The following is a 14261-nucleotide window of genomic DNA, read 5'->3' on the forward strand; positions in this document are numbered from 1 at the left end:
AGCTTGCTGCGGACACCCTCCTCGACCTTCCTGCCGGTCTCGGCGTCGATGTTGCGCCAATATTCGAAAGCGCGCTGCAGAACCTTCTCGCTGACGCCGTCGCACAGGTGGCCGACCACGTTCTCGACGAGGCGCCCTCGCGCGGCATCGTCCATCACATCGCGCACCAGCGTTCCGGCCTGGCTCCAGTCATCGTCGTCGGCGCGCAAGGTGTACGCCTCGCGCACCATCTCGCCATCGGCCTGCCAGATGCCCGCTTCGTAAGGATCGCGCTCGGCTGCCGGGCCGCCGTAGCTGTTGGGAGCATAGACTGGATCTGTCGCCTTCTCGATCCGCATCGCGCCAGCCGTAGAATAGCTGTGCACCGGCGCGACCGGCCGATTGACCGGGATCTGCTTGTAATTGACCCCAAGCCTGGCCCGGTGGGCGTCGGCATAGGAGAAGCCGCGCGCCAGCAGCATCTTGTCGGGCGAGAGGCCGACCCCGGGCACCATGTTGTTCGGCTCGAAGGCAAGCTGTTCGATTTCGCTGTGGAAGTCGGTGGGATTGCGCGTCAGCGTCAGCTTGCCGACCTCGATCAGGGGATAGTCGGCATGGGGCCAGATCTTGGTGAGGTCGAACGGATTGATGCGGTAGGTCTTGGCGTCCTCGTAAGGCATCACCTGCCAGAAGAGCGTCCAACTGGGATGGTCGCCCTGATCGATGGCGTTGAACAGGTCGCGGCGGTGGAAGTCGCCGTCCTTGCCCGCCATCGTATCGGCGTCGGCCTGGCTGAAGTAGGCGTTGCCGTCGCCCAGGTCGGTCTTGAAGTGGAACTTGACCCAGAACTTTTCGCCCTTAGCGCTCACCAGCGAATAGGTATGGCTGGAGTAACCGTTCATCTCGCGCCAGGTCTTGGGGATGCCGCGATCGCCCATCAGGTAGGTCACCTGATGCGCGCTTTCAGGCGAGAGCGTCCAGAAGTCCCACTGCATGTCGTGATCGCGCAGGCCATTGTCGGCGCGGCGCTTCTGCGAGCGGATGAAGTGCTGGAACTTCATCGGGTCGCGGATGAAGAAGATCGGCGTGTTGTTGCCGACCATGTCGAAGTTGCCCTCTTCGGTGTAGAACTTGACCGAGAAGCCGCGCGGATCGCGCCAGGTGTCGGGGCTACCGCTCTCACCCGCGACCGTGGAGAATCGGATGGCGGTGTCGACCTTGGCACCCGGCTGGAACAACTTTGCCTTGGTGTAGGCGGTGACATCGCCGGTGGTCTCGAAGTGACCGAAGGCGCCGCTGCCCTTGGCGTGTGGCTGGCGTTCGGGGATCCTCTCACGATTGAAGTTGGCCATCTGCTCGATCAGGTAATGATCGTTGAGGACGATCGGGCCGTCTCGGCCGATAGTCAGCGAATGCTCGTCGCTCTGGATGGGAATGCCGGCATCGTTGGTGGTGCGCGGGGTGGACCGGTCTGTCATGGGAGCCTCTGGCTTTCTGAGTGGATGCTATCGCTACCCATGAGCCTCCCAGAGGTTCCCCAGTCGTTTTGGATCAGACCGCCACCTTGCGCAAAGACTGCTCGATCTCGCCGCCGCAATAGGCGCTGCCGTAATTGTCCCGTGCCTGCTCGGCGAGACGCTTAAGTCGAGGCATCTCGGTCATGCGCCGCACCAGCGCAGCAACGTTCGGAGCTGCATCGCGGAGCAATGCCTCGATCGCGGGGAAGCGCTCCGTCATCGTCGACCACAGGACCGCGCTGACGATGTCCGCCACGCCCGGCGTGGCGGTGCCCAGCAGGGTTCCCTCCTCTTGCCTGAGTCCGCACCGAATGCCGGTCGCCTCCCAGATTTCCATCCAGCGCCTGAGACGCGGCACGAAGTCCCGCCAAGTTTCCTCCGTCCACATCTGCCGCCCCCCATCCAGCGTGATTTCGTCGAGCACATCGTTGGCGTCGTTGACGACCTTGAGCGTCCGCGCCCGTTCTTCGATCGAAGGGGGCACGAGATCCAGCTTCTCGCCCAGATAGAACGCGATCGCAGGCATTTCGGAGAGCGCAAACCCGCTCGCGTTGTCGACCAGGACGGGAGGCCCCATGAACGGGGTCGACTGCTCGGCGGGTGAACTCGCCATGAGCTGGCCGATCTCATCGCTGTCATGCTCGGTCCAGGTCTTCCCGGCGGAAGCGAGGATGCCGCGGATGAGCTGGCCGCGAAAGGGCACTGGCCAGTAGTAGAGGTCGAAGTCGGTCATCGCTTTCTCCTGCAGCATGAAGACCTCTCAATGCGCTGCGGCATGCCCGGTTTCGTGACAGCGACGAGCCGCCCTCGCCAGCGGTCACCCCGCCTTTGCCAGTGCAGAACCCTGTGCCCGTTCAAGGGTTATAGGCAGCAAAGGAACCTGCATCATGGCAACCCACGAAGCCCGCCTGATCGGTATTACGATCGACTGCCCATTTGAGGCGGCCTATGCCTTCGCTCACGTGCCGGAGAATTTTCCCGAATGGGCTGCGGGCATGTCGTCGTCGCTCCACCGGGACGGCGATGAATGGCGGGCTGACACGCCCGCCGGTGAAGCGAGGGTCCGGTTCACCCCGCCCAACGATTTCGGCGTTCTCGATCACTCGGTCATGCTGCCCGGCAAGCCGGTCATACATATCCCGCTGCGGCTGATCGAGAACGGGACAGGGACGCAGGCGGTCTTCACCCTCTATCGCCAACCGGACATGTGCGACGATGATTTTATTCGTGATGCCGCCATGGTCTGCCAGGATCTCGAGAGCCTCAAGGCACTTCTGGAACGTAGTCAGCCGGACAGGGATGCTCCATGACGAACGAGCCACGTAGCGAAGAAACGGAGCAGCCGGACAAGGCACTCGATGTGTCCGAGGCCCGGGATGTCGAGGAGCGCAAGGCCGGCTCCTCCAAGATCGTTCACGAGGTCGTGCGTTTGCAGGGAGAAGAAGAACTTGCACGGCCCACCCTCGCCCTGACCCTGTCGGGTATCGCCGCAGGCCTTGCGATCGCTCTCTCCCTGCTGTGCGAGCTGTTCCTGCGCAGCCACCTGCCCGATACCGACTGGGCGCCGCTGATCTATTTCCTCGGCTATCCGATCGGCTATGTGATCGTGGTGATGGGCCGGCTGCAGCTCTTCACCGAAAGTACGGTGACTGCGGTGCTGCCGATCGCGACATCGCCTTCGCTGGGCAATTTCGGCCGCCTTGCCAGGCTCTGGGCCTGCGTGCTCGTGGGCAATCTGATCGGCGTCACGCTGGTGAGCGCGCTCATGGCCGGCGAGATCATCGTCACGCATGAGCAGCGAATGGTGGCCCTCGACATTCTGGGCAAGCTCGAACTCCAGCACTGGACCCGCACGCTGACGCTGGGGATACCTGCCGGCTTCATCATGGCGGCGGTCGCCTGGGTGCTGCCCAATGCCCGGGGCAGCGAATTCTGGGTCGTATTCGTGCTGACCTACGTGATCGCGCTCGGCGGCTTTGCACATGTCGTGACCGGATCGTCGCAGGCGAGCTTCCTGTGGCTCAGCGGCCGCATCAATTTCGGTGAAGCCTGGCTCGAATTCACCCTGTCGGCGCTGATCGGCAATATCGTCGGCGGCACCGGCCTGTTCGCGGTGCTGGCACATGGCCAGATGCGCAGCGATCTTGGCGCGGACGATCCGCACCCGAACCGGACCACCCCCATCGACCGCACGGATCAACACAAGAGAGGACCTGTCCCATGAAGCTCTTCTATGCGCCGGGCGCCTGCAGCCTGGCCGATCATATCGCCTTGGCCGAAGCCGGCTTGCCGTTCACGCTGGAAAAGGTCGACCTGAAGGAAAAGCGCACCGAGACGGGCAGCGACTACACCACCATAAATCCCAAGGGCTACGTGCCCGCGCTTGCCCTCGACGAAGGCACCATCCTCACCGAAAACATCGCCATTCTCAGCTATCTTGCGGACCAATCCGAGAAGCTCGCAGCGTCACCGGGTAACCGCTGGAAATTCCTGGAGACGATCGCCTTCATCTCGACCGAAGTGCACAAGGGCTTCAAGCCGTTCTTCATGCCGGACAGCACCGATGAAGCGAAGAACGCAGCAGGAGACAATCTGGCCAGGCGCTTCGCCTACCTCGAGGCACAGCTGGCTGAACGCGACTACATCGTCGGCGACAGCTTCACTTCGGCAGACTGCTACCTCTTCGTCATGCTGATGTGGGCGCAGAAGAAGGCCAGGCTGTCTCTGCCGGATGCCCTCACCCGCTATTTTGACCGGCTGACCCAGCGCCCGTCGATACGCCAAGCTCTGTCAGAGGAGGGTCTGGACTAGCTCGCCCTCAAGCCCCTGCGAGAAACCCGTCGTCGCGCTCCATGCCGACGGGCCCGCCGGTCCGCGAACAGATCTCGCGCAGCGCGGGCTTGAGACCTTCCTCGAAGGTAGGGTGATAGAACGGAAGGGGCAGTATCTCGCTCGCCGTCAGGCCCCGGTCGATCGCCATGACGAGGAGATGCGCCATGTGCTCGGCCGCCGGCGTCGCCAGCACGGCACCGATCAGTTTCCCGTTCGCCGAACCGGCATTGAGGCGTGGCAGTCCCCGGTTCACACCTTCGACCTTTGTCCGCCCCTGATCCTCGTAGGACGCGCTTGCGATCACGCTGTCCTTTCCATCAAGCTCGCCGATGTTCGCCAGCGCAGGATCGGTGAAGATGATCGAAAAGGGGGCCATGCGCCGGCCGGTTATCATTTCCGGGAAACAGGCGGCATTGCGCCCCGCGAGCGTCCCTTCCGCCTGCGCCTCGTGCAGCACGGGAAGCGAATGGTCTGCATCGCCGGCCATGAAAATCGGCGCATCGCCGCACTGCAACGTCGCAGGAGATATTTGCCGTAGGCGGATGCTCCCTCTGTTGCCGGTCTCCTCCCCAAGCAGCATCCCGAGAGCCTGTTCCCGCACCCGCCTGTCTTCAGCGGTGGGGCCGGTCGAATGGCCAGCCGATGATATGTCCTGCCCACAGGAGAGCCCAGATCAGCATGGGCTGGAAAGCCAATCTGAGGCCAGGACAAAGGTGAACGCCCGCGACCGGAATGTCATGCAGCGCGTGATTGAAGTTCGCCGGCCACACGCACAAGGCATAAGCCGCCAAGGCTATGGAGGCGCCCCGATACGCCGTCGGCGACCAGCGCTTCGGAACGAGCAGACCTGCTGAGCCCGCGATCTCGCACCATCCCGTTGCCCATACCACGAAGTCCGGTAGGGGCACCCAGCGCGGTGTGATCGCCACAAACCCGTCTGGGGCGGTAATGTGTTTGTATCCGGCAAAAACAAAGGCAAGCGCGAACAGCCATCGCAGCAAGCTTCGCGCGAACGGAAATAGCCAGGGCGAAGTCGGTTCGCAAATATGCTGGTTCATGATCATTCTCATTTCGCGGGAACGCTGTCCTGCAGCATTTGCCGTCAATCCTCGCAGTATGTACAAAAATGACCGCATGACTATGATTTAATTGAAAATTCCCCCTTCAATTCGATGTCGATCATCCCCAAGTGTTGGCCATGGCCCAGCATGATATCATTATGAATCGCAGGGCGATGATGCTTGCCGGTGCCGCAGTTGCGGTCGCTTCATGCTCGCGCTCCTCTTCGCCCCTGCGTTCGACTTCGCCGCATGCCGCTCCGGTATTTCCGAAGTCCGCAGGCCCTGCCAGCGTTCCGGCAATGGTGCGTAACGACGGACCGCGCGCAGCGTTCTCGACCGTCAATCCCCCGCTTCTGCGCAAGGCTCTTGCGTCCCTTGATCGGCATGGAGACCGGATCAGGCGGCGCGACCGGATCGCTATCGTGGACTTTTCCGCGCCGTCGTCGGACGCGCGAATGCATTTTCTCGACGTGGAAGACGGCAAGGCCATTCGCCTGCTCGTCGCGCATGGATCGGGTTCCGATCCGCATCACACCGGATACCTTGAACGCTTCTCCAACGCGTTCGGATCGAACGCATCAAGCGAAGGGGCATATCTGACCGATGACTATTACGTCGGCAAACATGGCCGTTCGCAGCGGCTGATCGGGCTCGACGCCACCAACAACAATGCGCTTGAACGCGCCGTCGTCGTGCACAGCGCGTGGTACGCAAATGACGACATGATCAAGGCGCATGGCAAGCTCGGCCGCAGTCAGGGTTGCTTCGCGGTGGGGGAGAACAAGCTTGATGACGTCTTCTCGTTCCTCGGCAAGGGACGGATGATCTTCGCGGCAAGAAGCTGAATCCGGGCCTAAAAATCAGACGGTGAGCAACGTCCAGCATGCCTGTCGGTTGTACCTGGGGTCATCCAAGGAGATCCATGTGCGCAATCGGTTGATCGTTTCCTCGTTGCTTGCCGTGACTGTTGCACTCACAGCGTGCGGGTCCGGCTCCGAGACGCCCGACGCGCCTGCGCCGGCCGTGAGCATCACTGAAGTTCATTGGAACGACGCGGCGGTGCGCGACCTGCGCGCTGCGATCGACAGCCGGGCAACGCATGGCCTCGATCACATGAATTTTGTGGTCGATGGCCAACCCGGCAATGCCGACGGCGATCGCGCGCTGACCGAAAGTGCCTTGCGCTACGCATCGGCGCTGGCGCGCGGTGCCAGCGACCCTAAGAAGCTTTACGATATCTATTCCGTGCCGAGGCCTGATCCGAACCTCCTGCCCGGCCTTGCCAAAGCTTTGAAGGGCGGTGACCTCAAGGACTGGCTGGACGGTCTCGCACCCCGGGATGACGGCTACCAGCGCCTTTCGAAAGCTTACCTCTCCCTTCGTGGCAGCAAGGATGCGCCCGCCCCGGCCATCGCGCAGGACAGCGAACCGCTGAAGCCCGGCGACAGCGATCCGCGCGTGCCGCAAATCGCCCGCCAGCTCGCGGCCTCCGACTATCTTGATGGCAAAGATGCGCAAGGCGACCGCTATTCCCCGGCCATGATCAAGGCCGTGCAGCGCATGCAGGCGGACTACGGCATCAAGCCCGACGGCGTGATCGGCAAGGATGCGCTGGAAATCCTCAACCTCTCCGATGCGGACAAGGCGCGCGCGATCGCAGTCGCGATGGAGCGCATGCGCTGGCTGCAGCGCGATCCACCCAAGACCCGCATCGACGTCAATGTCGCTGCGGGGCGCCTGATCTATTGGCGCGACGGCAAGATGGTCGATACGCGCAAGGTCGTCGTCGGGAAGCCGGAGAACCAGACCCCGCAGCTGGGTTCGCCGATCTATCGTCTCGTCGCCAATCCGACTTGGACTGTCCCGCGCTCGATCCAGAGCAAGGAGATCGCCGGCAAGGGCAGCGCCTATCTGCGCCGCAACAACATGGCGTGGAAGGACGGCTGGGTGGTACAGCAGCCCGGCCCCAGGAACTCGCTGGGCCTCGTCAAGTTCGACATGAAGAACGAGCATCAGATCTACCTGCACGACACTCCCGCCAAGCAGCTGTTCCAGGAAGTGCAGCGCCAGCGCAGCCACGGCTGCGTGCGCGTGGAGGATGCCCTGGGCTTTGCGGAAATGCTGGCAAAGGATGAAGGCGTGCTCGACGAATGGCACCGTGCCCGCGCCACCGGCAAGGAAACCTTCGTGCCGCTGCCACGCGAAATTCCAGTTCGTCTTCTCTATGACACAGTCCTTTTCGGCGAAGATGGTGAGCCGGTCATCCGCTCCGACCCCTATGGTCGCAACGAGAGCGTGGCGACCGCACTGGGCTTCGCGGCAGGAACCAGCCACCCGTTGCACGCCAATGGCGGCGACGTCGGGCCGTAAGGGAGCGATCGGACCCATCCGCAACTCTTCGCCGATCGGCGCATTTGCTGTTCTTACCTTCCCGACAAAGCGTTGAAGGAATTCGACCTGCCCTCAGCCAATCCCAACGCAGCGCCGATCGCGCTGCACCCGCTTCATGCGATCCTGCTCGCTTTTCCGGTGTCGATGTTCCCGGGCGCGCTGCTGGCGGACATCACCTATCTCAACAGCTCGGAAATGCAGTGGTCGAACTTCGCATCCTGGCTGATCGCCGGAGCGCTGGTGTTTACCGGCCTTGCCCTGGCCTGGGCGTTGATCGGGATGCTTGCGCGCCGGGCGGGAAGAGGTTGGCTCTGCGCGATCCTGGCGCTGCTATTCGTCGTCGGCCTCGTCAATGCGTTCCAGCATAGCCATGACGGGTGGAGTTCGGTCGGCACGACCGGTCTTGCCCTCTCCGTCATTTCCACGTTGCTGGCGCTGGCAGCGGGATGGATTGGCTACACCGTTTCCCGCGAGGTGCGAGCATGAACCGCTTTGTCCTTTCCGCCCTGAGCCTCGCCGCGCCGCTCGCCCTTGCCGCTTGCGACAAGGCGCAAGATCTCGATCAGACCGGCCCGCGGCCGGCGCTCCCCGAGCAGAACCAGACCCTTCTTCCGCCGATGAAGATCGCCAGCCCCGCAGGCTGGAACGGCGCGATGCCCAACGTGCCCAAGGGCTTTACCATTTCGCCCATCGCCACCGGCCTCAAGGTTCCCCGCCAGACGCTCGTCCTTCCCAACGGCGACATTCTGGTTTCCGAAGGACTTGGCGGCAGCGCGCCCAAACTGCGCCCCAAGGACGTCATCGCAGGCTATATCAAGAGCCTCGGGAAGAGCGGCACGAAGGGCGGCGACCGTATCACCTTGCTGCGTGACCGCGATCGCGATGGAAAGTATGAGCTCCAGACCGTGCTGATCGACAAGCTGAACGCGCCTTACGGCATGGCGTTTGTGGGATCTGAGCTCTACATCGCAGATCAGGACGCCCTGCTGCGCTTCCCCTACCGCGACGGACAAACGCGCATCGATGCGCCCGGCGAAGTGGTGACGAAGCTCCCCGCCAATCCCAACCATCACTGGACCAAGTCCCTGACAACGAGCGCCGACGGCTCGCGGCTCTACGTCGGTATCGGCTCGAACAGCAACATTGGCGAGCGCGGCATGGCTGTGGAGGAAGATCGCGCGGTCGTCTGGGAAATCGACCGCGAAAGCGGGGCGCATCGCACGTACGCCTCGGGCATCCGTAATCCGACGGCTCTGGCGATCAATCCGGCAACACAGGCCCTCTGGGCCGTCGCCAACGAGCGCGACGAGCTGGGCGCGGACCTCGTGCCGGACTACCTGACCTCGGTGAAGCCGGGGGCGTTCTATGGCTGGCCTTACAGCTATTACGGCGGTCACGTCGATCCGCGCGTCCACCCCCAGAAGCCTGACATGGTCCGCAAGGCGATTGCCCCTGACTATGCCCTGGGTTCACACGTAGCAGCGCTTGGCCTTACGTTCCTTACGGGCGGCGGCTTTGGCGGAAATTATGCCGATGGCGCATTCGTGGGCGAGCACGGCAGCTGGAACCGTCGCCAGTTGGCAGGCTACAAGGTTGTATGGATCCCCTTCACCAATGGCCGGCCCTCGGGCAAGCCCCGCGACTTCGTGACAGGGTTCATCGGACCCGAGGGGAAGGCGCGTGGACGCCCGGTCGGCGTCACGTACGATCCCGGGCGCCGGGTGCTGCTGATCGCTGACGACCTTTCGAACACCGTATGGCGAGTTACCCCTTCACGCTAAGCGCTCTGCCTTTATTCTGACTGCATTCGGCTGAACGGTGCCTCGATTTCGGCTCCGAGGCACCCTTGGTGCATAGCGCAGATCAACTTGGCCACCACCAAGCAGAGCAATGGAAGTGGGACGCAAACCGAACCCCGTGTGCCCGGGTTCGGATACTGAGGGGCCGCCCACCTCCAGCCACAACGTTTGGGTCCCCGATCATTTGACCACCCGGCCGTGGCAAAGCGCAATGCCTATCGAATCGCTCATCGCTGCCATAAAACTTCGGATAGGCGCGTTTGTGTCAAAGGACACACAATTACCCCTTGTCTGATCGCGTGTTATCTAGGCCAGGCATTTCGTCGCACGCCGCGGCCGCGGCTTCTTGACATGAGGGTTAACCGGGAAGACGAGAGCGCATGTCCGAACACGCTGCTCAAACCCTTTCCCTGCCCGCTGACCTTGCCGCGCGGCTTGCCTCGCTCACGCGTGACGGCGGATTTTCCGATGAAGCCGCACTTATCGAAAGTGTGCTGGGTCAACTCTCTGCGAGGACAGAAGCGACTGCCGGCTGGCCCTACGGAGGAGGCGAATGCGGGCGCCGTATTCGCGAACTTGACTGGTCCGCCAATCCGCTCGGTCCGATTGGAAGTTGGTCACTGGAACTGCGCGCGACCGTTGCCAATATCGTGAACTCTCCTGTCGCCAAGGTGCTGATGTGGGGGCCAGAGCACGTGATGCTTTACAACGATGCCTATTCAATCGTTGCAGGCCCCAATCATCCCCAGGCGCTTGGCGGTACAGTGCCCGGGATCTGGCCTGAGATCTGGGATTGGAACCGTGAGATGTTGGCCGCCGGAATGCGCGGCGAATTACGGTCCTATCGCGATCAGATCCTGGTCCTGGAGCGTAACGGTTACGCCGAGCCCGTGACGTTCGATTTGTTCTACACCCCAGTCTATGAAGCCGATGGCAGTATCGGCGGGGTGATGTGCACCTGCATAGACAATTCTGCGCGGATCGCCCTTGAGGCGGACGTGGCCGCCAGCAACAAGCGTTTCCGCACTGCGATGGAGGCCATGCACGGTGTCCTGTGGACCAACAGCGCCGACGGCCGAATGCTGGGCGAACAACCTGCATGGGCTGCCCTGACCGGCCAGTGCGTTGAGGAGTATCAGGACTACGGCTGGGCGCAGGCTGTCCACCCAGATGATCGCGAACCGACGATCGTGGCATGGAACGCCGCCGTGGCGGCCAAGGCCATGTTCGTCCATGAGCATCGCGTACGCCGCCATGATGGGGAATGGCGCACCTTCGCCATTCGCGGACTCCCCGTTCTTGACGAGGGTGACACGATCATCGAATGGGTCGGGGTCCATTCGGACATCACCCACCAGCGCGCTGCGGAAGAAACACTGCGCGAGCTCAATGCGACGCTTGAGGCCCGGGTGATCGCCGAGATCGACGAGCGACGTCAGGCAGAAGTCAAGCTGGCCCAGGCGCAGAAGATGGAAACCGTCGGCAAGCTAACCGGAGGCGTTGCGCATGATTTCAACAATCTGCTTCAGGTGATCTCCGGCAACCTCCAGTTACTCGCGAAGGACGTCTCGGGGAACGAGCGCGCCGAAGCCAGACTGACCAATGCCTTGGCAGGGGTCACCCGAGGCTCGAAGCTCGCCAGCCAGCTTCTTGCCTTCGGTCGCAGGCAGGCTCTCGAACCCAAAGTGGTGAATGTCAGCCGCTTCGTGCGCGGCATGGACGACATGCTGCGCCGCGCAATCGGTGAAGGCATCGAACTGGAGACCATCGTTGGCGGTGGTTTGTGGAATACTTATATCGATCCGGTCCAGGTCGAGAACGCCATCCTTAATCTGGCGATCAACTCGCGCGATGCGATGGATGGCCAGGGCCGCCTGACCATCGAAGTCGGGAACGCCCATCTCGACACCGAATATGCACTCACGCACGATGAAGTGACGCCTGGCCAGTACGTGATGCTGGCGGTAAGCGACACCGGGACAGGGATGTCGCGCGAGATCATCGAAAAGGTTTTTGAGCCATTCTTCTCGACCAAGGGCGAAGGCAAGGGGTCAGGCCTCGGCCTCTCAATGGTGTACGGCTTCGTCAAGCAATCCGGCGGACACATTAAGATTTATTCGGAGCCGGGCGAAGGCACGACCATAAAGCTGTACCTTCCCCGGTCGATGGAAAGCGAAGATATCGAGGTCCAGGTCGACAATGGGCCGATCGTCGGCGGCACCGAAACCGTTCTGGTGGTCGAGGATGACGAAGAGGTTCGCGCCACCGTTGTCGAGATGCTGACCGATCTTGGCTACCGCGTCCTGAAGGCGCCCGATGCGGGGGCCGCGCTGATCGTGATCGAAAGCGGCGTACCAATCGACCTGTTGTTCACCGACGTCGTCATGCCCGGCACCCTCAAAAGTCCGGAGCTGGCACGCAAGGCGCGGGAACGACTGCCTTACATCGCCGTGCTGTTCACATCGGGATATACCGAAAATTCGATCGTCCACGGTGGCAAGCTCGATGCCGGGGTGGAATTGCTCTCCAAGCCCTATACACGCGAAGCACTGGCCCGAAGGCTGCGCCACGTGATCGCGAACCAGCGTCAACGAGCCGGCGCCGAGCATCCAGGGCACACTGAAGGGCGTCCGGCCCATGACCAGCAGGTCATCGACGGCGCCCGTGCCCGCGGACCGCGCACGGTCCTACTCGTCGAGGACGATCCGTTGATCCGGTTCAATACCGGCGAGATGCTCGAGGACGCCGGCTACGTGGTTGTGGAGGCGGAAAGTGCGGAAGATGCGATGTCAGCCTTGCAGACCGCGCCGATCGACATCCTTGTCAGCGACATAAATCTGCCGGGAAGCTCGGGCATCGATCTTGCCAGCCGCGCCAGGGACCTTCGCCCATCAATTCGCATCGTCTTTGCCTCCGGAGATACCTCCCGGGCTGGTGATATCGATGGCGCGATCTTCCTCGCAAAACCCTACGGAAGCGGAGAACTGACCCAGGCTATGGAAGATGCAATCCGGTCGCCGGCGCCGTCAACCGGTTCCAGACTGAGTTAGGGCCCCAAACGGAAGAATGGGCTGATGTCTTCGGTCTGCCGCATTGCCCAGGCCATGCGGGAACCGGTAGCACACGTGCGTCTTCATTCAGTATCCGACCCCGGCAAGCATTGTAGGGGCGAACGCAGAACGGAAGCTCACAGGTTGGGGCAACGCATTCACGAGGCGCCATGCATAGTCCTCATCGTCGAGGATGAACCTCTCATCCGAATGATGGCCGAGGATATGGTAATGGACGCCGGGCTGATCCCGCTCTGTGCCGCCGACGCGCATCAGGCGCTTCGTATTCTCGCTGATCACGACGATATTGCGATCCTCTTCACAGATGTCGACCTGCCTGGTGATTTCAATGGGCTCGATCTGGCACGCAGGGTCCACGCGAGCGGACTTGGTCTTGATATCATCATCACGACAGGCCGATGCGAGCCGGACGAAAGCCTGCTTCCGGCGGGTGCGCAGTTCCTTGCAAAGCCCTATTCGGGAGCGGAGCTGCTAAAAGCCATTCACACTGCTGAATGCTGACGCGCTGACCTATACCAAAGCACGCCCCTGATCTGCCCCCTTCTGAGTGGTCCAAAATCTCTGTTATTTTGGACGACGAAGGAGTTTGGAAATGGGCAAGAAGCACAAGCCGGAGGAGATCATCGGTAAGTTGCGTGAGGCGGAGATCGTGCTGGCGCAGGGTGGGACGGTGCCGGATGCGTGCCGACGGCTGGGTGTCACGGAGCAGACCTATTACCGCTGGCGCAAGGAATATGGCGGGCTGAAGGTAGATCAGGCACGTCGGATGAAGGACTTGGAGCGCGAGAATGCCCGGCTGCGGCAGGCAGTATCGGAACTCACTCTGGACAAGGTTATCCTGCAGGAGGCTGCACGGGGAAATTACTGAGCCCCGCTCGGCGGCGACGCTGCATCGATCATATCAAGGCAATGATGCCGGTGTCCGAGCGACGGGTATGCCGTGTGCTCGGACAACACCGATCGACGCAGCGCAAGCTGCCACGCGGGGCCGATGACGAAGCGGCGCTGACCGAGGACATCATTGCGCTGGCCCGGCAATATGGTCGTTATGGGTATCGCCGGGTGACGGCGCTGCTGCGTGACGCGGGCTGGCACGTGAACCGCAAGCGGGTCGAGCGCATCTGGCGGCGGGAGGGGCTAAAGGTGCCACAAAAGCAGCCAAAGCGTGGACGTCTGTGGCTCAATGACGGATCGTGCATCCGGCTGCGGCCGGAATATCCCGGGCACGTCTGGTCGTATGACTTTGTCGAGGGCCGCACCCACGACGGGCGTAAGTTCCGCATCCTGTCGATCATCGACGAGGCCAGCCGAGAGTGCTTGGCCCTGCCGGTGGCGCGGCGGCTGCGCAGCGAAGACGTTCTGGCGGCGTTGGCGGAACTGTTCGTCACGCGTGGCCCACCGGCACATATCAGGTCCGATAACGTCCTGGGTCACGAAGGAAAGCGAGATTTGGTCAACAGATCTCTATGCGCCGACATTGAGCGGCGAGGCATGCATTCTGAGCCAGATGGCTTCCACCGTCAACGGGATCGCTCCCTGCCATAGCAAACACAGGATCCAGCGGCGCCGAAGCGGCCGTGGTCCTCACCGTCCTTAGAACGAGATACGCAC

At 62.2% G+C, this 14261-nt stretch carries 13 protein-coding genes and 1 pseudogene; 10 read left to right on the forward strand and 4 right to left on the reverse strand.

Annotated elements, in window-relative coordinates; translation table 11 throughout:
• A partial coding sequence (locus ACYPYD_RS26000; RefSeq protein ID WP_459666500.1) for a catalase occupies window positions 1–1457 on the reverse strand: 1457 nt, incomplete at its 3' end.
• A 73-nt stretch (window positions 1458–1530) separates the two neighbouring features.
• Window positions 1531–2229 (reverse strand): glutathione S-transferase, encoded by a 699-nt coding sequence (locus tag ACYPYD_RS26005; RefSeq protein WP_459666502.1) that lies wholly within the window; start codon window positions 2227–2229, stop codon window positions 1531–1533.
• Window positions 2230–2383: 154 nt separating this feature from the next.
• On the opposite strand from ACYPYD_RS26005, the gene ACYPYD_RS26010 reads away from it, so the two are divergent.
• From ACYPYD_RS26010 to gstA, 3 genes are read left to right on the forward strand one after another with little or no spacing between them, the layout of a single operon-like run.
• Complete coding sequence (locus tag ACYPYD_RS26010) at window positions 2384–2806, forward strand: SRPBCC family protein (protein WP_459666504.1); 423 nt, start codon at window positions 2384–2386, stop codon at window positions 2804–2806.
• Window positions 2803–3720: a formate/nitrite transporter family protein gene (locus ACYPYD_RS26015; protein WP_459666506.1), complete on the forward strand. Its 918-nt coding sequence runs from the start codon at window positions 2803–2805 to the stop codon at window positions 3718–3720. The genes ACYPYD_RS26010 and ACYPYD_RS26015 overlap by 4 nt, the downstream gene beginning before the upstream one ends.
• A complete protein-coding gene (gstA, locus tag ACYPYD_RS26020; protein WP_459666509.1) occupies window positions 3717–4307 on the forward strand; it encodes a glutathione transferase GstA in 591 nt (196 codons plus the stop codon). The genes ACYPYD_RS26015 and gstA overlap by 4 nt, the downstream gene beginning before the upstream one ends.
• A gap of 7 nt (window positions 4308–4314) precedes the next feature.
• Here gstA and ACYPYD_RS26025 read toward each other — a convergent pair whose 3' ends face one another.
• Both ACYPYD_RS26025 and ACYPYD_RS26030 read right to left on the reverse strand, forming a co-directional pair.
• Window positions 4315–4815 carry a hypothetical protein gene (locus ACYPYD_RS26025; protein WP_459666511.1) on the reverse strand — a complete coding sequence of 167 codons (501 nt, stop codon included), beginning with the start codon at window positions 4813–4815 and terminating at the stop codon, window positions 4315–4317.
• 124 nt (window positions 4816–4939) lie between these two features.
• Window positions 4940–5386 (reverse strand): DoxX family protein, encoded by a 447-nt coding sequence (locus ACYPYD_RS26030; protein WP_459666512.1) that lies wholly within the window; start codon window positions 5384–5386, stop codon window positions 4940–4942.
• A gap of 140 nt (window positions 5387–5526) precedes the next feature.
• On the opposite strand from ACYPYD_RS26030, the gene ACYPYD_RS26035 reads away from it, so the two are divergent.
• The 7 genes and pseudogenes from ACYPYD_RS26035 to ACYPYD_RS26065 all read left to right on the forward strand — a co-directional run.
• On the forward strand, window positions 5527–6234 hold the full coding sequence (locus tag ACYPYD_RS26035) for a murein L,D-transpeptidase catalytic domain family protein (protein WP_459666515.1): 708 nt from the start codon (window positions 5527–5529) through the stop codon (window positions 6232–6234).
• 178 nt (window positions 6235–6412) lie between these two features.
• Window positions 6413–7759, forward strand: coding sequence for a L,D-transpeptidase family protein (locus ACYPYD_RS26040; protein WP_459666517.1), 1347 nt, complete (start codon window positions 6413–6415; stop codon window positions 7757–7759).
• An 87-nt stretch (window positions 7760–7846) separates the two neighbouring features.
• The gene (locus ACYPYD_RS26045) at window positions 7847–8266 is read left to right on the forward strand and encodes a DUF2231 domain-containing protein (RefSeq protein ID WP_459666528.1); all 420 of its coding nucleotides are present in this window, start codon (window positions 7847–7849) and stop codon (window positions 8264–8266) included.
• Window positions 8263–9561, forward strand: coding sequence for a PQQ-dependent sugar dehydrogenase (locus ACYPYD_RS26050; RefSeq protein ID WP_459666519.1), 1299 nt, complete (start codon window positions 8263–8265; stop codon window positions 9559–9561). Before ACYPYD_RS26045 ends, ACYPYD_RS26050 begins: the two co-directional genes overlap by 4 nt.
• A 398-nt stretch (window positions 9562–9959) precedes the next feature.
• On the forward strand, window positions 9960–12629 hold the full coding sequence (locus ACYPYD_RS26055) for a hybrid sensor histidine kinase/response regulator (RefSeq protein WP_459666521.1): 2670 nt from the start codon (window positions 9960–9962) through the stop codon (window positions 12627–12629).
• A gap of 54 nt (window positions 12630–12683) precedes the next feature.
• The gene (locus ACYPYD_RS26060) at window positions 12684–13151 is read left to right on the forward strand and encodes a response regulator (RefSeq protein ID WP_459666531.1); all 468 of its coding nucleotides are present in this window, start codon (window positions 12684–12686) and stop codon (window positions 13149–13151) included.
• A gap of 91 nt (window positions 13152–13242) precedes the next feature.
• Window positions 13243–14072 (forward strand): annotated as a pseudogene (locus tag ACYPYD_RS26065) (IS3 family transposase); the annotation flags it as partial.
• Window positions 14073–14261 lie beyond the last annotated feature (189 nt).

The organism is Novosphingobium sp. 11B, from assembly GCF_054589055.1.

Coding starts and splice junctions, on each gene's coding strand:
- ACYPYD_RS26005 (WP_459666502.1), bottom strand. CDS start 2,229: ATGACCGACTTCGACCTCTACTACTGGCCAGTGCCCTTTCGCGGCCAG.
- ACYPYD_RS26010 (WP_459666504.1), top strand. CDS start 2,384: ATGGCAACCCACGAAGCCCGCCTGATCGGTATTACGATCGACTGCCCA.
- ACYPYD_RS26050 (WP_459666519.1), top strand. CDS start 8,263: ATGAACCGCTTTGTCCTTTCCGCCCTGAGCCTCGCCGCGCCGCTCGCC.
- ACYPYD_RS26055 (WP_459666521.1), top strand. CDS start 9,960: ATGTCCGAACACGCTGCTCAAACCCTTTCCCTGCCCGCTGACCTTGCC.
- ACYPYD_RS26015 (WP_459666506.1), top strand. CDS start 2,803: ATGACGAACGAGCCACGTAGCGAAGAAACGGAGCAGCCGGACAAGGCA.
- gstA (WP_459666509.1), top strand. CDS start 3,717: ATGAAGCTCTTCTATGCGCCGGGCGCCTGCAGCCTGGCCGATCATATC.
- ACYPYD_RS26060 (WP_459666531.1), top strand. CDS start 12,684: ATGCGGGAACCGGTAGCACACGTGCGTCTTCATTCAGTATCCGACCCC.
- ACYPYD_RS26035 (WP_459666515.1), top strand. CDS start 5,527: ATGGCCCAGCATGATATCATTATGAATCGCAGGGCGATGATGCTTGCC.
- ACYPYD_RS26025 (WP_459666511.1), bottom strand. CDS start 4,815: ATGGCCGGCGATGCAGACCATTCGCTTCCCGTGCTGCACGAGGCGCAG.
- ACYPYD_RS26030 (WP_459666512.1), bottom strand. CDS start 5,386: ATGAACCAGCATATTTGCGAACCGACTTCGCCCTGGCTATTTCCGTTC.